Genomic DNA, 18404 nt, shown 5'->3' with positions numbered 1-18404 from the left:
CGTTGAAAAGTGATGCGCCTTATGCGGTCGTCGACGGCGCGGCCGAAAATTGCGCGACGGTCGTGTCGTAAGCGCGCTTCGCCATTTCGTCGAGCGGGAATTTCCGGTGGACCTCAGAGATAAGCTCGACTCCGTAGTACGGGAGCGGACAGCCGGCTTTCTCTAGTGCATTGACGAAAGCAACGCAGTCGCCTGCACCTTCGCCGCACAGCTGACGATTGAAGGTCGAATCGTCGAATAGCGACCCCTTAACCTGTGCGCCGACATCGTCCATCTCTACGCCCTTAATGAAGCGCGCGGGGATTTGAGCGACCTCGCTGTACGGCGTGTTAGCGCGTGCGACGTGCCAGTGGTCGACCATCAGTCCACCGTTAGGCTGATTTGCGCCTTCCGCAACTTGCAGCGCCTCCGCGACGTTTCGGATGGGGGAAAAAGGCATGAATTCGATTGCTACCGTCGCGCCAACCGTCGCGACGTCTTGGCAAAGCCTTCCGAATTCGTCGGTCATGCGCGCAAAGTCGGCCGGGTTTTTATCGAAGGGGCTCGCACCGATTTTTAGGTTACGCATGCCCAGTTCCCCACCCAGTTCGATGAACCGGCTCCGGCAGTGGTCTGACTTTGCGCGCGCTTCGCCATCAAAGTACCAGTCCATAAGTATTTCGAGCTCGAAGTACTTCATACCGGTATCGTCGAGAATGCTCTTGATGCCAGACAGACCGTACTTTTCGATGCTGTACTCGAGGTCATCGAGAATGAGCCCAACACCACTCCAGCCAGCTCGCATCGCTGCTTCGCAGCGGTCGCGCAACGGGAACGGGCTGATTTCGTTCGCTGCACACGGATAAACGTCGCCGGCCAGGGTCCAGTAAGCAGCCAGCAATTCTTTCTTCGTGCTCATGTGTAGTACTCCTGTTTGTCTCAATGTCATCTGGTGCTCAAAACACACGCTCTTGCGTGCCGCCCGACTAAGGGATTGTCCGGACGGGCTTAGTCGAGGTCGCGAGACTGAAGTCCCACGACACCGACCAGAATGGCGACGAAAGCCCAACCCGCTTCGCGGCCTCCGGGTCGTCAATCTTGTTGAAATCAGCAATGAGTTCGCGCTTCACGCCAAATACTGCGTCTTCTGACAGATACGGGCAGTCGGGCGTGAAAATATGAGTGATGACCGCGTCGTAGCCCGGGGCAGTGACGATGAAATGCAAGTGAGCAGCACGATTCGGGTGCCGGCCCATTGCGCCCAGAAGCTTTCCGACCGGGCCATCCGAAGGAATCGGATAGTGGCGCGGCTTGACGGACTTGAACCAGTAACGGCCGTCATCATCCGAGGTGAAGACCCCACGCAGATTCGACTCGGGCTGCATGCCCTTCTGCTGCACGTCATAGAAGCCGTCGTCGTTGGTCTGCCAGACTTCAAGCTTTGCATTTGGAATCGGGGTTCCCTTGATGTCCGTCACGCGACCTTCGACAACCATGGGTTCACCTTTTCCATCCAGACAGATGTTCTCGCCGTTCGGATACTCCGGTGCGTTGGCGACGTAGAAGGGACCCAGAATCGTGTTCGGTGTCGCACCGCTCGGACGACGATGGTTGATTGCATCGACCAGCATCGAGACGCCGAGAATGTCCGAGAGGAGGATGTACTCTTGCCGCCAGTCGTTACACATCTGACCCGTCTCGGTCAGAAAGCGAATGGCCGCAAACCACTCTTCGTGCGTTGGCTCGATTTCTTTAATGGCTGCATGTAGATGCGTGACCAGTACCGCCATGACCTTCCGAAGGCGACCGTCAGCGTCGTCGCTCATACGGGCATTCACGACCTCCGCCGAGCGTGCTTCATCAAAATATGGCGATGCTGACTGAACTGCGGGGGAAGCGCTTTGCATTGTGTGTCTCCATCAATCTTGTCTGTACCTTTGAGACCAGTCTATATTCGCCTTTGCTGGTAAAAAAGAGCTGGAAAGGGAAAGTCTTTCGCGCTGAGTGGGAAGAAGCGTTGACGCGCGCCCGTCGCCACTCGGCTCAGGCTGTCCAATGGCGTTCGTAGTCGTTTTGCTGGAACCGCTCGACAAGGGCGTCGATGAATAGGCGCACCTTCACGGGCAGGTGCGCGCGGGTCTGAAATGCGATGTTCATGGTCAGCCGGGGAAGGTCCCAATCATCGAGAACCGGGACAAGGCGGCCGGCCTTGATATCGTCATAGACGATGAATTTAGGCTGGACGAGGATGCCCATATTGTTGAGCGCAGCGACGCGCAAGATTTGCCCGTCATTCGACTCAACCAATGGCTTGACTTTAACAACTACATTCTCGCCGCCACGCGTAAACGAGAGTTCGCGTGGGTTGTCAGCAAGCTGATAGTTCAGAACCCTATGCTTCACGAGCTCCGCTGGGAATCGGGGGCTGCCATTCGCCTCAATATAACGAGGCGACGCAGCAAGTATGCGACGTGTCGATGCCAGTCTTCTAATTGTGATGTTGCTGTCTGGCTCCAGGACCTTCGTTCGAATCGCGACGTCGATGCCATTCTCGATAATGTCACAGTAACGATTGGCTGCAAGCACATCGACAGTGATATCGGGATATCGCGCCGTAAAGTCAGGGAGCATCGGCGCAATGTGCAACATGCAGAATGACAATGAAGCGGTGACGCGTAGCACCCCGCTCGGGCGCACAACTGCCTCCCTGATAACAGCCTCCGCTTCGCCCAGTTCACTGAGGATAGATTTGCAGCGCCGGTGAAACTCAGCACCCGCTTCAGTCAGATAAAGGTTGCGCGTCGTCCGCCGTACCAGCTGGACCCCGAGCCTCGCCTCTAACGAAATCAAATATCGGCTCGCCGCCGAGATAGAAAGGTCAACCGATTCCGCAGCTCGGCTGATGCTGCCCGTCTCGGCAACTTCGACGAACAGCTGGAGTTCCTTGAACTGGTCCATGCCCATGCACCGTGATGCGTTGTCTTCGCCCGCACGCAACCGAGCACGGGTACACGCGCGACATTCTTGAAATCTTTAACATCGCGCTTAGCATCATGATAGTTCCAAAAATCTATCTTTTACGGCTATAAATACATCAATAATCTATCAATTTGTTCGAGGGCCCAGTTTGCCTGCGCCACGCGTGTTGTGCGAGCGCTCGCCCGAGTTCAACCGGTTCCCAGTTCTCGTCGAGCGCGCGAACCATCATCTGACTTTGGCTCTCTGGCGCGAGGCCGTTAGTTGGCGGGTCTCGGTCCAAATTCGTTGGGAACGAATATCCTTCAGCGCACGAGGCAATCACTGACAGGGCTTGGACGCGTGTGATTTCGGAGGCTCTCAACTTGGCCAACAAGACTGGATAGAGGATTTCGCACATCCGGGCTCGGTCAACGACCTCCATCGCCCGACCGTAAGCCGACGAGATTTGGAGCAAATTCGCCATGCGTTGGACGTCGCTGGTCCGGTTGGTACCGGCTGCGTGAAATAGCGCCGGATTGAAGAAGATGGCATCGCCCTTAGCAAGCGGAACCTGGACAAAGTGGTTCTCGAAATATTCGCGAAAGTCGGTTCTGCGCCAGGCCACATAGCCCGGGGCGTAGCGTTGTGAACCTGGCAGAAGTTTGGTCGGGCCACTTTCAACAGGCATGTCGCAGTGTGCGACGGCTCCTTGCAGCGTGAGGAAGGCGGACATCCGGTGTACGTGTGCTGGGTAGGACGTCGCCACTTCTGCCGTTTGGAAACCCAAGTGGTAGTCGCGATGGGCTTGCTGCGCCTGCCCTCCGGGCCGTACGACGTTTACCTGAGAGGTAACCTGGAAACTCGGCCCCAGCCACGCCTCGGCCGCTGCCGGCAGCCATGGGGTCGAGAAGTAGCGAACAAAAATCTCGGGAGCCTTCAGGCAGAGTTTTTCCTGCACGTTCCAAATGCGGTCGTTTGCACCGGCTTTGGCGAAGTGGTCCGCCCTCTGACCCGATTTCTTTTCAGCCGCGATGATTGATTCGAAGACAGCCGTCGCCTCATCCACGACCCTCATATCGGCAAATCCATTCTTGAGTACGAAGACTCCAGCACCATTGCGCAAGACACTGGCCCACTCGGATAGCAACTGCTTCCTTTCGCCGCGAGACAAGAGCGCTTGTTCGATAACGGCACATTCGTATGAAGGAATACCTAGGACCGAGGTGGCCGCGTAGCGAAGCGCCGAGTCTGGTCCCGCGCCAAGTTCACTCACGAAATCGCTCAACTTACAGTCGCCTTCTTCAAACCAGGCATCCCGCTCAGTGAGATAGTCTGCTTGTGGATAGTCCATCCGCGCCTCCCGTTTCGATGTAGGATATCTCGCAACGAGCTTCTTGAAGTCTCATAATTACATCAAGAATCTATCGGCGATGGAGGGTCAGAGTGGCTCACCGGTTTTTGATTAAGGAAATTGCCCTCCAGGCAGGACTCGGCGTGGCCACGGTCGATAGGGTTTTAAACGAGCGTGCCAACGTTCGGGAGCACACTCGCCGGAAGGTCGAGCAAGCCATCAAGGAGCTTGAGACGCAGCAGTTGAATCTGGCAAACACGGGACGCAAGCTCATCGTCGACGTGATTGTCGAGGCACCGTCGCGGTTCAGTGATGAAATCAAGTACGCGCTTGATGGCGAACTCGCCTTGTTGCATCCGGCGATTGTTAGACCGCGCTTCCTGTTGCAGGAGACGATGACGACCACCGAGGTAGTGGAAGCCCTTCGGTCGATTGCCCGAAGGGGAAGTCACGGAGTCTTCCTGAAGGCTCGGGATGTACCCGAGATTGCAGATGCAGTCGCAGAACTGCAGCGCGCCGGGATTCCGGTCGTCACCGTGGTCACCGACATTCCGCTGTCTGGCCGCATCGCCTACGCAGGACTCGACAATCGCGTAGCTGGGGCAACAGCCGCCTACCTCCTTGGGCTATGGCTGGGACCGAAACCGGCGAATGTGTTGATAACTATGAGCGACGAGCAATTCCGGGGAGAGGAAGAGCGCGAGATAAGCTTTCGTCGAGCACTGCGCAAACATCACCCTCAGCTCAGACTGGTTGATGCAAGTGGTGGACACGGTCTCGACTTGCCGACCGAAGAACGAGTGCGAAACGTTCTGGACGACGATACTGGCATCGCTGGTGTGTACTCTATGGGCGGCGGTAACGTCGCGATACTCCGCGCGCTTGAGGCGCAACAGCAAACGCCCACCCTCTTCATAGGACATGACCTGGACCGGGACAATGTGCACCTTCTAAGGAAAGGCAAGATACAAGTAATCCTGCATCATGACCTGCGGCAGGACATGCGCTCCGCATGCCATCACATCATGCACTATCACAAACTTTTGCCGGCCTCGTCCGTCTCGCCGTCTTCTTCGGTCATGGTTGTGACGCCGGAAAACATTCCGGATTACATCGCCAGTCGTTTCCGCGATTGAATTGACTGCTCTCCCGCTTGCGTTACTAAGGCCGGCTTTCCTTATTTTCGCTGCGGCCCGGGATGGCACCCATCCCGGGCTCCCACGAAAACATCAGAACCTTGTCGCAAGCCCAGCCATTACGCCAAACTGGCTTCTGCCGTAATTTGGGTTGGTGCTCGAGGGGCTCCCGTTGACCGCGTCGTCGTTGATGTTAGGGCCATACAATGCACCGTCGAGGCCGAGGTTGGAGGTCGAACTATTCCGGAGGTAAGCCAATTCAGTGTAAAGGAGCGTTCGCTTGGACAGGGAATAGTTCGCACCGAGTGTGTACATCGTCCCGTTGCCGTTACCGTTGTTCGCGTTTGCGTGATAGACGGCACCCGTGATAGCGAGCGCCGGCGTCGTCTGCCAGATTGCGCCAATCCATTCATGATTGACGGACGTCGGAAGGCTCACTCCTGCCGGCAGGGCTGGAGGAGTCGCAGTGTCAAAATAACCCAAGTTCGACGCGTCCGGGGCGCTCAGATGCTGGTATCCAACATAAGCAGTCACAGGGCCAAACGCATACGTTAGGCCGGTGAGAATCGAGCGGGAAGCGAGATACACGTTACTGAAATTACCGTTGCCGTCGCGGACCTCGTCGTAAGTCGCTTGCCAGAAAAGGCCCTTGTTCGTGTATGAGAGTTTGATGCCATCCGCGCGGCCTTGCGAGCTCCCGAGTCCAGTTGTAGTGCCAAGTTGACCAGGGGCGCTGCCAGGATTGCCAGAGTTCCACTTCGTGGAATTCGTCAGGTCATACTGACCCTGCAGGGTGAAACCGGCAATCGTCGGCGAGAGGTACTCTACACCGTTTGCCGCCTGCGAAAAGACGCGACCACGGACGAGTGTCCCTATGGAATACCTTTTCGTTTGCTGGGGGTCGACGTCGCCCGAATACTGACTGATTTCGGCTGACCCCATGTTTCCGAGTTTGATTTGCCCCCAAGTGTCGTTCTGCAGACCCACGGTCGCCTGCCCCTCGAAGAAGCTTCCGTTCGCAACACTTCCGTTCATCGTATTGAGTCGGGATTCCAGCTGAAAGATTGCGTGCGTTCCGCCACCGAGGTCCTCAGCCCCTTTCAGGCCAAATCTGGATTGCGCCCACCCTCCACTTTGTCCGGCGAAGACGTGCCCTTTCGGCTGGTTCGTTTCGTACACGATGCCGTTGTCCACGATACCGTACAACGTAACGCTGCTCTGAGCCATGGCTGTAGCCGTTGCGGACAGCGCGAACGTGGCAAGAAAAACCCTTTTCATCAAAGTCTCCATTAAGTTAGTTGTACGAGCGAAATAACACATATCTTCAACGAGAGGAATTTCCTGTCCCAAGCTTCTTGAGTCCCAATGGGACTACCCAGCACCGATGTCAGAGCGCGATGGATACGACGCCGGCCTTTCGCGTGCGGGACAGACTGATGTGTGATTTCGGCCCGAGTGTAAATTCCCAATTCACTCGAACAAAGAGCAGAACGGGGAATCTCTTTCGCGGAAAGAGGGAAAGTGCGGCTGAGAACCGATGCCGGCGCGTCTTTAGGGTGACGTTGAGTCACCTCATCGCGGTTAACCCCGGTATCGCTTCTGGAGCGTCATCGATTACGGTTCGAGCGTTCCCGATGAAAGGGAATTTCTCTTCAGCATGAAGTCCGGGCTACATAAGCTCGGACTCGCTTTGGCCAAACTCACCGATATGGAGATAGCATGGAAATCAAGAACGTTTCTATTTTTTTCGTTTCAGCAAGTCTGGCACTCAGTCTCATATCGATAGCCGCGTTGCAAGCTCATGCGGCGACCACGGACGCCGACGCCTCTGATAGCGTCACTTCGAAGCAAGAGATGAAGGCGCAAAAGAAGGCGGAGAGCAAGGCGCGCCGCGCGAAGAAAAATGCGGAACTCAGCAAGCTTGAGAAAAACGGATACAACCCGGCCGGCAATCAAAGCAACTACCCGCAGAATCTCCAGAATGCGCAGCAAAAAGCGACCGGCCAAAAGCCTACCAACGCACCGGCTGTTGCGCCGTGATGCCTCAAGCAGATGCAAGCGGGCTTCGTGACCGAAGCTCGCTTACGAGAGCGCAGACGCACGCTGGTTCCGGAAGACCATTACAAACACGTCGGTCCGTCCCCTCGACGCTAAAGTCCGCCACGCGCGCGCCTAGCCTTGCCGCCGGCCACGGTTAATCCGTGCTGAGGGCGTGCCCGCCCCGCACCAACGCCTCACCATCGCGCCTCTTGCTCAAGCAACCGAGGACCCTGCGCTCGCGATTTGAAGCCGTAGGGGTAGGGTGAAACGCACGATGCTCGACCCCAAATCAATCATTTGCACAGAGGCCACTGCCATGGATGCGGCAAACTACTTGAACCCGAAGACCAAGGACGAGCATGTCGCGCGTTATGTTACCCAGGGGCTACATGCCCTCTGTGTGCACTCCGGAATGCGAGCGGTATCAGAAGGGGAAGAAATTGAACTGAGTTTCGAACCGGAGATATATGCCCTCATGCGAGCGCTCGAGCTACTTGGGGTGGACACCGGGAGCACCATTTCCTACAGTCGTCCAGACCGACCTCCTCCACTTCCCTAAATCCGGCGACCGCATCGCAGGGAGCGTGGCCCGCGCTGTTCGAACGGGCCGTTGTGGATACAGCCGACTGACGACAACGTCATCATCGGGCGGTCAACCGCCAGACCAGGCGGAGAGCATTCGTTTTTGAGCGAGGTTGGCAGCCCTCTTCATAGCTCTGAAAAGGAAATGAACGAGCACAGTCCTATTGAGGAGCGCCATCAGCCATCCCAGGGATTCATGTCCTTGATTCCCACGTGTTCGCCTACCTTCACCGACCCTGCCAAATCAAGAATAGACAGGGTTTTAGCGCGCACGATGACGTCGCCGTCCGGCATCACATGCCACGCGAGGCGGGTACCCGGTTCGGCGCGAAGCGCTGCTCTCACTTCAGGAGGAACTGTCGTCTGTCCTGTGGATGTCATCGTGGATTCGGCCATGGCTTCTTTCTCCTTACGTTCTCGCAATTGTGAAGCGACATCGCAACCACGCCCAAGGCCGAGCGTCGACAGTCGGCCAAATCTGGAGCCGTCGCAGCCCAACCGGCCGGGCAGACACGCATGAGTCTAGCGAGAACTGCCCGATAGTGTCGGACAAGAAAGAAAAAAGCCCACTCGCTGGGCGGGCTGAATCCATAACGTTGGGCATGGAGGAGGCAGACCTCGGATAAACCCTTGGGGTTAGCTCGCAGGTCCGATGTCTCGCTTCACGGCACCTAAGACCTTGGCGCGCGGCTTGCGTTTTATCGGTCCGGAGGGCGGCCCACATGAAAATCACCCTGTTCTTCCAACACGCGGAGCGCGAAGCTCACCTTGTCGAGGCTCCGCTGCCAGCGCGGCGCGGCATAACCGTCCGTCGCGGTATGGTTATTCCGGGACTCGTCGAACGCTCATCACGTTGGCCGATGGATAGTGGGAAGGAATCGCAGCGCGCGGGCAAACTTTTACAATCGCGCGAACCTGCCTACACGGTGTCGCGGCGCGCGCTCACCCGACTTTCGCGCGACGATGACGCGCCCCGGCTGGGCGATTGAGATGAGTCGCTGGAGCGGTTCACGGGCCAAGCGAGTCCCGGTCCCACCGGCGGGACCGGGAGAAATGCCACTTTTGATTGAGCCGCAGCTCGCCACCCTGGTCGAGCGCCATCCGACGAATGGAGACTGGTCATACGAAATCAAGTTCGACGGCTATCGAATGCTGTCGCGACTCGAGAACGCAGCCGAGTGGGTTCGTGAAGCAGAGCGGGAAACAAAGCTTGTCGACGCCTTGTACAAAGCACGTCATCTGATTTCGATGCACAACGGCATGACGGTGCGTTGTGATGGCGAGGAATGGGCGCTCAATTTCAAACCCGAGCTGCAATACATTGACGCTACATTACAGTCGGTCGGAGTCGACACGAGACGACAAAAGCAGTAGGTCCCTAAGGGGCCGAAGCTTGCTGACCGAAGGGTCTCTTTGTCCGCAATACTCCGCAGACGGGCCTGCATGAGCAGAGGTATCATAATTTTCCTCACGGAGGTACGCATGTGCTACTCGGCCCAGATAGTTGCGGATTACAGGAAGTTCGTACGCACCTTCGGTGCAACCATGGACATCCATGAGTTCGCACGTCTCTTTTTCGAGCGCGCCGAAGGTATAAGCAAGGCCAAGGTTCCGAAAGCAGTCGAACACGCTTTTGCCAATCCAGAAACCGAAGCGCAGGCCGAGATTGCGGCTCTCATCCACCGATTTAATTCCGACCAGACGACGAAGCTTGAACAGGAGCTTTTCAAGCAGCGCAAGCGCCTCGCCGATGCTGAAAGAATTTTGCAGACGAAAGTCACCAAAGCAGCCACCGAACACCAGCGCATCGCGACCGACAAGATTGCCTGGACAAAAGGCAAGCTTGACGATTTGCAGCGAGCCGAACTGCAGCCGCGAGACTCCCGCATATTCCCTGGGTACTATGCGCCCGTGATGGTCCTGGAAAACGGACAGCGCGTCGTGAAGCCGATGCGCTACCAGTGCCGCATTGCAGGCAAGCCTGCATCTTACGATGTTAAATTTCCCGGGACTTACAACGCTCGCCGCGACAACCTGGAAGGCTTCTGGAAACCGTGCTTCGGGCACACTCACGGCGTTTTACTTGTCGAAGTGTTTTACGAGAATGTGAGCAAGGCGAAGTTCGAGGGGACGTTGTTGGAGACTCATGAACGCGACGAGAACATTGTTCTCGAATTTCGTCCTTCGAACGGCGAGCTGATGCATGTGGCGTGTCTGTGGTCGCGATGCAGTGCGCCCAATGAGCCAGACCTCCTCTCATTTGCGGCTATCACAGACGAGCCCCCGCCAGAGGTTGCCGCTGCGGGGCACGACCGGTGCATCATTCCTATCAAACCTGAGAATATCGACGCGTGGCTCAACCCTGAAGCATCGGACCTCGAAAGGATGTACGCGATACTTGATGACAGGGACCGCCCATACTACGAGCACCGGCTCGCGGCATAACTGGCTCGCGATTTCCGAGAGTCTGAGCGTGGACTTTGAACACAAGCTTGCCGCTCGAACAATCACGTATTCAACAACTGCTCGAGCTCCTGAATCGAGCGCGTCATCGCTAGCCTTGCGCCTGCATGAGCGCGAGCTTCATTTTGACCTTCTACAGTTCGCTAAGTCTTCGCATCGTCCGGCCCTCTCGGTGGTAGAAGGCGCTCCGGCAGCCTCATACGTCGATAGTTCGTAACCCCGTTGACGAGCAAGACGACCCGTTCGGTAGTGTTGGCGACGTCGCGGTAACCATCCGCTTCGCTGCGCTGCTCGAACCGTCCTGGATATCGCACGCTGTATTGCTCCCGACCACAGCGCCCTGTCTCATAAGTCCACGCCTGCTCAGGAACGATGATGTCGAGAATCTCATCCGTCTCGCTCAAGTCCGAATAGTCTTCGAGGAAAAGCACAGTGCTGCATGGGTCAACGTCCCGCAGCAGAGCAATCAGTTCGCAAACTTTCATCTTCGGCTCCCTTCGCATGTCGCTGCTCGGACGCGAGCAGTCGAAGCAATGCACTAGTCCCTTCGTCCATAGATGAATCCCCCCTTTCAACGGACACGTGACCGAACGAACCGCACTGCTTCGCCTCGACGGTCACGCGTTTTTCTATCTTCACAAACCGGACAACGCTGGAACAGCCCGCCCACGTTGAGGAGCACCTATTCGTTGTCTACGTCAGGCTTTTGATGCTCTCGAAGCTCCTCAGCTTCAGCGTCGTAAAGCCCCATCCGCTGCGACGTATCCATCAGAGCATTGAGCGCCTCTTGTTGCTCGGCACGCATCCTCGCGCGGTAGTCTGTCAGAGCGTCGATGGGTATCCATTGGACACCGTCTCCGCCCGCTCGACCTGGGAGCTTGTCGTTACTGATTAGTGAGCTCACATATGAGCGCGATAGAAGGAGCAAACGTGCAGCGGCTTCGAGCGTCACCTCGTCAGAGGTTGCTGGCACATGCTCACGCTCTATACAATCCGGAATCAGCTCGCGCGTTACATTTCGCCATGGTTTTCCGTTGCCGAGGCCTTTGGCGAACGTGTTGAACACATACTCAGCCTCGGCGTTATGCCCGCTCGGCCCAACAAGCTGGTAGATTCGCCCACTCAATGTTTGCGCTGTACGGGTCGCCCTATGTAAGTGAACGATTTTTGTGCTGAGGCGGCCGTTAGATGTCTCAAGGCTGTAACCCACGAAATGCCGCGCACCGTCAGCGGCCTCGCGTATCGACCAATCCGCGAGCCATACGATTTCCGGGCCCTCGCCGGCGAGCTGCAGGTAGATGGACATGCTTTCTCCGTCAACAATGTTCCCAGCCATACATCAGTACAGCCTATTCTTTGGCCGCGTCTTTCGTCGCCGCTCAAACTGTTCGTCCAGAATCGCTTTCCTGAGCGCTCGACCAATCTCGGCACTCCCCATTGTCATCAACTCAACGTAGCGACGAGGAGTTAGTTCGGCTACGACGTAGGCAAGACCAAGGTCGATTGCAATCGATAGCAGCCTTTTCAATCGCCTGTCCGGTCGGCTCCGAGATATCGAGGCGGGGCCTTCGTCAGGATTGGCGGCTTTCCTATGCGCGTCAGTTCTCGGCGTCATCATCAGGAGCTTTAGTGAAAAAGCGCCGTAGGCGCTCGCGGAATTGCTCGACGACTGCACTGTCGCCCAGTGCGACATCGGTTTGACAATGGACGAGCCTGTGCCTGTGCGCTTCAAATCCGTCAGCACGGTCATCTACGGCCAGCCATCTCAGTGGTGCGTTCCGCGAGACGTAGTCTAAAACCTGTTCTCCGCGTGGAAGAAGCGGCCAAACGACAGAATTCAAAGTGCATCCATCAAAGGTCGCACCGACGATGCGGTTCTGTAGTCTTGGAGACGGGATTGCATTGCGCGTCAATTCGGTCCCAAAGACCAACGACCAGTCACTAGAGAGAACAATCTCTACATCAGGATAAGGAGTTAGCAAGTCATCAAGCACAGTGGCATATTCAAACAGCTTGACGTTAGGCGCGCTGCTCATCACACGGTTTCCAGCGCGAAGTGCGATGCCTCGATGAAGGACCCCGTCGATGTCTAGAAATAGAACATGTCGCATTCTGGTATCAGCCATAAACTCTTCGTTATACAAATTGCTCTGCGAGTCGAGTGCGGAGTAACATCTGAGTCCTGACGTCGCCTAAGCCATAATTCTCATCGCACCTGACGACGTGAGACAGATGCTCACCGAAACCGACGATTTCGTCGTCAATTGCGAGCCACCTCGTTAGACGATGAGTCAACACGTAGCGCAGAATCTGAGTCCCTCGCGCCTTCGATGCCCACGTGTCTGCGTCGAAATACCTCGAGTGATATGTTGCACCGACCACGCGCTCACTTAATGCTTCGGGCAGCGCATTTTTCGCCCGCTGGTAACCTAATTGGCGTACCCACGACGTCGAAAGAACGATTTCCACCCGGCCGTGCGGGGCAAGGCATGCCACGAGAATCGGGGCAAACTCGAAAAGCTGAGCGGCCGGAGAGATATTGGTGATGCCTCTCCGGGTCCGGACGGCCCCGAAACGGTGAAGTACTCCGTCGAAATCCAGAAATAAGACCTGTCGACTCCGCTCTGTTTCCCAGTTACTGTCGCCTGTGCCATTCATAACCGCCGGGGTACGTCAGCCACCGCCCGAGCCCCGTGGTTCGTTTTCTGTTCGACACTACCCGTCCCAGCCTCACGCGCAGCAATGGTGGTCAATTGACTCACGTCCTGTGGTGCATCTACATCAAGGTAGGCGCTAACCGCTCCGAAGTACCCGGCCTCATCCCAGAGCACACCGCGACCGTCCTCTAATTCAAAAAAACATAGGTCGGTATGTGGCAGTTTTCGGATGAGGGTCACACGCCGAACTGCCATGCCTCCCCCAACAACCTTTGAACAGAGATAAACATCAGGGTTAGCGCAGTTCGCTTGCAATAGCAGAGCGCGAACGCTCGCAAACGTATGTGCAATGAAGGCGCATTCCTCCGAGCCATCACCGGTCTTTCCGCCGTAGCGCACATGGAAAAAGGCACCACGTGAGACACGAACCGGCAATAGACCTTGCTGTGTTACGGTCATGCGCTGTTCGGTCTCCCCACCGTCTTTCATCATTTAACTCCTGCATTGTGGAGGCTAGCCATCCGCCTCCGGTCAGGCCGCGCGTTAGTTTTTCGTTGACCTGGATTCCGAGCAATCCGACGAACGTAGGTGACGAATTTTCGCTAACGCTTCTCGCTTCTCCGCTTCTTCGTCCTTCGACGGACCCGATGCTTGAGCTGATATGTATGTCATCGAATGCGTTCTCTGCCCATTTACACTTCGCATACCTACCTTTTCCAGCGCGTTTTGGCGTAGTGTTTCTCTCCGCTTGCTCAACCCTCACCGAGTATTGAACGGAGACTCTGCTGAAACTGAACGTCCTCGCTTGCATGCAGGCGTGAGAGCATTCGTTTAGTGCGTCGCAGAGCAAGTCCAGAAACTGTTGCACGCAGCATGTCGTCGTACGAGAGCGGGCGAATTGCCGGTTCTCCAACATCCCGCATTTGAGCCAAGAGCGCTGACCGGGCAGCCTCATCGAATCCAAACCTAGTGTCGACGTCAACGCGCCGAGATTCGGTCAGGTTAGAGAATTCGAACTCCGGCGAGGCCAGAACAACGAAAGGCTCTGCACGATTCGACATGAATCCCAGCACCGCTTCTTCCTGCCTGTCCGCCAGCGTTTTGACGGCGTTGACCACGCGTGAACCCAATTCCGAAAAGGCCTGTCGTATCGATTCAAAGTCGTAATAGAACGGCCAAGAGTTGCCCGCAACGATGACCGCCCCCGGATAGGCGCGCAACGTTTTTGTCAATAACGCAACATCGCGGTCGAGCTGGCGGAGGTTTGCCATCGTGCCTTGACTCTTCGACACACAGATATTGAGGTTTAACGGGCCGAGAGCGCCGCTGACACAGAAAAACACGTAGACCATCACCTCGCCTTCCTGAGCCTAGCCCGTTAGTGGACGACGCGACCACGGGCCGCGACTTACCGCCGGACTTATCAACAGAGAGCGTTCAGCACCGTGAGAGCGCTCTGCGCGCCACAACTTCGCCCAATAATACCCAGTGTAGATGTTTACACAGTAGATGTAAATAGAGTAGATGTTTAATAGGTAGACGAATGCCCGTCATTCGGCGAACCTGCTCGAATGAGTGAAATTGATAACAAAGTGTTCGACCCTTGGCTACGCCGCCGTCTGGCGGAACAAGTTAGGCGCTTACGACTGGCAAGAAATTTGTCGCAAGAACAATTGAGCGAAGTTTGCGGGTTTCATCGCACATACGTTAGCCAGGTCGAGCGGTCGGTAACGAACATCACCTTGGATAACCTTCAGAAGCTCGCCGAAGGATTAGGCGCAGACCCACAAATGCTGCTTAAGGGATAGATGGCGTCGCGAAAGAATATTGCCGCGTTTTGTCGAATGGAGGCATCCCTGGGCTGCTGACCGGCAGAGCCCAAGATGGATTTCAATTCGGACTTTCGAGCACGGTTCTTTGGCAGCCTTTGCGTGGCTCTATCACCACTGCGTAGGCGACTGTCTTGAGGCACGCGATGCAAGCTGCCGGCGGTGGCTTGACAAAGGCCGATGCAAGGTCAACTCCGCAGCACGAATGAGCCCGCAGCGATTCCCTTTTCCTACTCGTGTTCCAGCACCCACGCATTGAAAACGTCCCGCCTCCAACGCAAGAGCTTGTGGTCACGAATTAAAGCGCGGGGAGGAAGTAACCAAGACCGATGTTTCGCGCGCAAGCGAATAGTTGCAACTGAAAGACCCAAAGCCTCGGCGAGTTCGTGTTCGTCGAGGTACGTTGCGTGCGGGGAGTGTTTTGTTGATGTCATGGGTCGTGTAGTACACGACCTTAAACGCGGTACTGCGGTTTGCACGAACGTTTGAGAAGGTCACGCACTGTTCATACGGCCAACGGCCGAGTTGCGGCCATTGACGATGGCAGCACGCAAAACATCTCATTAAATGTGAACGCGTGTCGAACGAGTCGAGCGCGCTCACCCCGCCAATGGCAGGCACGCGATAATCCCGTATCCCTTATCGTTTCCCCAGCTGCTTCCCGTTATCCAGACGGTGCGGGCTACCGATAGCCCGCGTCCCAATCAGGTAATGGATACCGCCGAAGTCGCACCTCTTATTGCTTGCGCCAAGAGCACGACGCCCATCGCCCATTGGTAGGTGAACCTGTCCTGCGTATCGTCTCGTCGGTCGACCGGCGACGTAGCAAGGTCATGAAACTGTTGCGGAACGCCGAGAGGAACCTCTTCTTGGGGGGCAGCCGTGCATCTTGGGCTAGGCTCGTGTTGCGGGCTCACCGACCGAAAGATTATGGAAAAAATCGTAAACTTGGGAGCCACGGTAATTATTGAAAGCTTGGTGACAGAGAAATGAAAGTATGACAAACAAAACCATGCAAAAAGCTAACTTCCCGAATTCGATCGCGTGGTGCTCGAAACGCTGCGCGAGCCGCTCGAAGCTGGCCGCATCACGATCTCGCGCGCCGCCTGGCAAGCGGATTTCCCCGCCGCCTGCCAACTGATCGCCGCAATGAACCCGTGCCCGTGCGGTTGGCGCGGCGATCCGGGCGGGCGCTGCCGCTGTACGCCTGAAGTTGCGGCGCGCTATTTGCGTAAATTGTCGGGACCGCTGCTCGACCGCATCGACATCCAGCTCGAAATTCCAGCACTGACCGCCACCGAACTCGCGGCACGCGCCGCCACCACCGGCGAAGCAAGCGTGGCGATCGCACAGCGCGTGAGCGCTGCGCGCGAGCGGCAACTGGCCCGGCAAGGCAAAACCAACCGCGAGCTGGACGGACGCGAAGTGGACGATGTATGCCGCCCGGACGCAGCGGGCGAGGCGCTGCTGCGCGAAGCCGGCGAGCGCTTTGGCTGGTCGGCGCGGGCGTACTACCGGGTGTTGAAGGTCGCGCGCACCGTCGCGGACCTGGCTGGCGCGGCGATGCCGAGCGCCGCGCAGGTCGCCGAGGCAATCCAATACCGCCGCGCTTTTGGCTCGTTATGAGGAGAAAAAACGACTGTCAAGACTTGACTTATTCACACATGCGCGATCCTGTTAGATTTGGATACAACTCAAAAGCGCGCAGACGAGCATCTCGCCAAGCCATTGATTTTATTGTATTTTTTTTAAATTCCCTACGCCCGTGGATTTTGCCGGAAGGCCCGCCTGATGGGCTTTTGCGGCCATTGAGGCCGACTTCTCAACAGAGTTATCCACAGGCTGTGCGCGTAACTCAAAAATCTCAACGTAAACCGGCAATTAGCGTACAAACCTGCGAAGGAACTTTCACTGCGTTCGGCACTCCGAGGGGCGCCCGACCGGCCAAAAATACCGCATTCAGTACAGCTGGAACGACGAAAAAAACTGGTCGACCTGGTCTTGCGGCAGCGGTTGATCGGCGATGATCGCAGCCTGGTACACGTGCCGGCCGCGCGCGACGAGCCGCGCATACACCGTGCGCGTCTCGTGTTTGTCGCCCGCCGCGCCGCTCACCATCATTTCCAGCCCCGGTATCTTGCCGCCCGCCGCCAGCGGGATTTGCGCTGGGTGAGCATCGGGCGTCGCGCCGACATTGCGCGCCAGTCCCGCGCGCAGGAAATCGAGTGCGGCACGCTGGGTCGCGTCGCTGTCGTCGGGCAGCATCACGGTGCCGACCGCAAAGACTGCATCGCCCGCTTCGGCGGTCTGCATTGCCATCTGCATCGGTGTGCCGCCGATCTGCACCGCGCGCTGATCGTTGTCCGGCTTGGCTGGGAAGTCGACCGTGTAGCCCTTGTCGTTGTTCATCACGGTGCGCCAGTCGAAGGTCGGTGAGCAGGCGCTGAGCGCGACGCCGAGCGCCAACGCGGCCGTCGCCGCGCCGATCACGGTTCGAGCGTGACCGGATCGCGTGAATGCGCGGAGAAATAGGCCCGCCGGTTGGAAGACGCCCGCACGGCGGGCGGACAATCGGCTGAGCAACGGAAAACGGCGAGAAACGCGGGCAACTAAAGAGCAGACGCGAAGAACGGTTCGGAGCATGGGACGAAAGATCGGGCTTCTCGGAGCGTAAAGCGCCATTATCCGCTGATCGAGCGCCGGGCCGACGCGCGCAGCGCAGTCGTCCCGCCATTTCGGCGCAGCCGAACCCATTGGAGCTACAATGGAAAAGCTGTTCAGTACCGGCCCGCGGGCCATCACACCGCCCCATTATTCCGCGCCGCGCGCGACTCACGAGGTTCCGTCCATGAGTTCCAATTCACCGACCGCCGTCCGGCGCACGAACCCGCTTCGCTATCTGATTGCGGTGGCCATGGCCATTGCGCTCGCCGTCGCCGGTTACTTCGCGTTTGCCGGCCAGCAGCGCGTACCCGATGCGACCTTCACGCTGCTATCGGGACAGAAGCTCACGACCGCGGACCTCAAAGGCAAGGTTTATCTGGTCAACTTCTGGGCAACGAGTTGCGACACCTGCATGAAGGAAATGCCGCAGATGGTCGAGACCTATAACCGCTTCAAGGGCCAGGGCCTCGAATTCGTCGCGGTGGCAATGAACTACGACGCGCCGATGTACGTGACCAATTACACGCAAACGCGTCAGCTGCCGTTCAAGGTCGCGATGGACGACGGGTCGGCCGCCAAGCGGTTCGGCAACGTGCAGCTCACGCCGACCACCTTCGTCGTCGATAAAGACGGCAAGATCCTGAAGCGCTATGTCGGCGAGCCGCAGTTCGCGGAACTCGACCAGTTGCTCGCGAAAGCGCTGAAGGCTGGCGCGGCTTAAGCCGGCGCAAGCAGATCCCCACGC

At 57.1% G+C, this 18404-nt stretch carries 20 protein-coding genes and 1 pseudogene; 8 read left to right on the top strand and 13 right to left on the bottom strand.

What is annotated here, in order from left to right:
* Positions 1–19: 19 nt before the first annotated feature.
* From OKW40_RS18070 to OKW40_RS18055, 4 genes are all read right to left on the bottom strand, one after another.
* Positions 20–898: a sugar phosphate isomerase/epimerase family protein gene (locus tag OKW40_RS18070; RefSeq protein ID WP_429490827.1), complete on the bottom strand. Its 879-nt coding sequence runs from the start codon at positions 896–898 to the stop codon at positions 20–22.
* A gap of 67 nt (positions 899–965) precedes the next feature.
* Positions 966–1886 carry an intradiol ring-cleavage dioxygenase gene (locus tag OKW40_RS18065; protein WP_429490825.1) on the bottom strand — a complete coding sequence of 307 codons (921 nt, stop codon included), beginning with the start codon at positions 1884–1886 and terminating at the stop codon, positions 966–968.
* 136 nt (positions 1887–2022) lie between these two features.
* Positions 2023–2937: a LysR family transcriptional regulator gene (locus OKW40_RS18060; protein ID WP_429490823.1), complete on the bottom strand. Its 915-nt coding sequence runs from the start codon at positions 2935–2937 to the stop codon at positions 2023–2025.
* Positions 2938–3073: 136 nt separating this feature from the next.
* A complete protein-coding gene (locus tag OKW40_RS18055) occupies positions 3074–4288 on the bottom strand; it encodes a phytanoyl-CoA dioxygenase family protein (RefSeq protein WP_429490821.1) in 1215 nt (404 codons plus the stop codon).
* A gap of 92 nt (positions 4289–4380) precedes the next feature.
* Between OKW40_RS18055 and OKW40_RS18050 the strand changes: the two genes are divergently transcribed.
* Entirely contained in the window at positions 4381–5424 is a 1044-nt protein-coding gene (locus tag OKW40_RS18050; RefSeq protein ID WP_429490819.1) for a LacI family DNA-binding transcriptional regulator, read from the top strand.
* A gap of 93 nt (positions 5425–5517) precedes the next feature.
* Here OKW40_RS18050 and OKW40_RS18045 read toward each other — a convergent pair whose 3' ends face one another.
* Entirely contained in the window at positions 5518–6702 is a 1185-nt protein-coding gene (locus OKW40_RS18045) for a porin (RefSeq protein ID WP_429490817.1), read from the bottom strand.
* A 441-nt stretch (positions 6703–7143) separates the two neighbouring features.
* Here OKW40_RS18045 and OKW40_RS18040 point away from each other — a divergent pair, with 441 nt between their 5' ends.
* Positions 7144–7464, top strand: coding sequence for a DUF4148 domain-containing protein (locus OKW40_RS18040; protein WP_429490815.1), 321 nt, complete (start codon positions 7144–7146; stop codon positions 7462–7464).
* A gap of 759 nt (positions 7465–8223) precedes the next feature.
* Here the strand turns inward: OKW40_RS18040 and OKW40_RS18035 are convergent.
* On the bottom strand, positions 8224–8442 hold the full coding sequence (locus OKW40_RS18035; RefSeq protein WP_429490813.1) for an AbrB/MazE/SpoVT family DNA-binding domain-containing protein: 219 nt from the start codon (positions 8440–8442) through the stop codon (positions 8224–8226).
* Between the two features lie 326 nt (positions 8443–8768).
* Here OKW40_RS18035 and OKW40_RS18030 point away from each other — a divergent pair, with 326 nt between their 5' ends.
* The 3 genes from OKW40_RS18030 (at position 8769) to OKW40_RS18020 (ending at position 10491) form a co-directional block, all read left to right on the top strand.
* The gene (locus OKW40_RS18030; protein ID WP_429490811.1) at positions 8769–9035 is read left to right on the top strand and encodes a hypothetical protein; all 267 of its coding nucleotides are present in this window, start codon (positions 8769–8771) and stop codon (positions 9033–9035) included.
* A 64-nt stretch (positions 9036–9099) separates the two neighbouring features.
* Positions 9100–9420: a hypothetical protein gene (locus OKW40_RS18025; RefSeq protein WP_429490809.1), complete on the top strand. Its 321-nt coding sequence runs from the start codon at positions 9100–9102 to the stop codon at positions 9418–9420.
* A gap of 108 nt (positions 9421–9528) precedes the next feature.
* Positions 9529–10491, top strand: a complete 963-nt coding sequence (locus tag OKW40_RS18020; RefSeq protein ID WP_429490807.1) for an SOS response-associated peptidase family protein — start codon at positions 9529–9531, stop codon at positions 10489–10491.
* A 161-nt stretch (positions 10492–10652) separates the two neighbouring features.
* Here the strand turns inward: OKW40_RS18020 and OKW40_RS18015 are convergent, their stop codons facing one another.
* The 6 genes from OKW40_RS18015 to OKW40_RS17990 all read right to left on the bottom strand — a co-directional run bounded on the left by OKW40_RS18015 (position 10653) and on the right by OKW40_RS17990 (position 14518).
* Positions 10653–10994: a hypothetical protein gene (locus tag OKW40_RS18015; RefSeq protein WP_429490806.1), complete on the bottom strand. Its 342-nt coding sequence runs from the start codon at positions 10992–10994 to the stop codon at positions 10653–10655.
* A gap of 197 nt (positions 10995–11191) precedes the next feature.
* Complete coding sequence (locus OKW40_RS18010; protein WP_429490804.1) at positions 11192–11815, bottom strand: hypothetical protein; 624 nt, start codon at positions 11813–11815, stop codon at positions 11192–11194.
* A gap of 292 nt (positions 11816–12107) precedes the next feature.
* Positions 12108–12635 (bottom strand): HAD domain-containing protein, encoded by a 528-nt coding sequence (locus OKW40_RS18005; RefSeq protein ID WP_429490802.1) that lies wholly within the window; start codon positions 12633–12635, stop codon positions 12108–12110.
* A 10-nt stretch (positions 12636–12645) separates the two neighbouring features.
* Positions 12646–13167: an HAD domain-containing protein gene (locus OKW40_RS18000; RefSeq protein ID WP_429490801.1), complete on the bottom strand. Its 522-nt coding sequence runs from the start codon at positions 13165–13167 to the stop codon at positions 12646–12648.
* The gene (locus tag OKW40_RS17995; protein ID WP_429490799.1) at positions 13164–13655 is read right to left on the bottom strand and encodes a hypothetical protein; all 492 of its coding nucleotides are present in this window, start codon (positions 13653–13655) and stop codon (positions 13164–13166) included. Before OKW40_RS17995 ends, OKW40_RS18000 begins: the two co-directional genes overlap by 4 nt.
* Before the next feature lie 263 nt (positions 13656–13918).
* A complete protein-coding gene (locus OKW40_RS17990) occupies positions 13919–14518 on the bottom strand; it encodes a hypothetical protein (protein ID WP_429490797.1) in 600 nt (199 codons plus the stop codon).
* A gap of 219 nt (positions 14519–14737) precedes the next feature.
* Here OKW40_RS17990 and OKW40_RS17985 point away from each other — a divergent pair, with 219 nt between their 5' ends.
* Positions 14738–14974, top strand: coding sequence for a helix-turn-helix domain-containing protein (locus OKW40_RS17985; RefSeq protein WP_429490795.1), 237 nt, complete (start codon positions 14738–14740; stop codon positions 14972–14974).
* 1047 nt (positions 14975–16021) lie between these two features.
* Positions 16022–16621, top strand: a pseudogene (locus OKW40_RS17980) (ATP-binding protein); the annotation flags it as partial.
* 333 nt (positions 16622–16954) lie between these two features.
* On the opposite strand, the gene OKW40_RS17975 reads toward OKW40_RS17980, so the two are convergent.
* Complete coding sequence (locus tag OKW40_RS17975) at positions 16955–17677, bottom strand: hypothetical protein (protein WP_429490793.1); 723 nt, start codon at positions 17675–17677, stop codon at positions 16955–16957.
* Between the two features lie 166 nt (positions 17678–17843).
* On the opposite strand from OKW40_RS17975, the gene OKW40_RS17970 reads away from it, so the two are divergent.
* Positions 17844–18380 carry a TlpA disulfide reductase family protein gene (locus OKW40_RS17970; protein WP_429490791.1) on the top strand — a complete coding sequence of 179 codons (537 nt, stop codon included), beginning with the start codon at positions 17844–17846 and terminating at the stop codon, positions 18378–18380.
* Positions 18381–18404: the final 24 nt, after the last annotated feature.

This window comes from Paraburkholderia sp. RAU6.4a, assembly GCF_050435625.1.
GTDB classification, from domain to species: Bacteria; Pseudomonadota; Gammaproteobacteria; order Burkholderiales; family Burkholderiaceae; genus Paraburkholderia; species Paraburkholderia tuberum.
The sequence above is the reverse complement of the archived record's forward strand: the minus strand, read 5'-3'. Positions and strand labels throughout refer to the sequence as shown.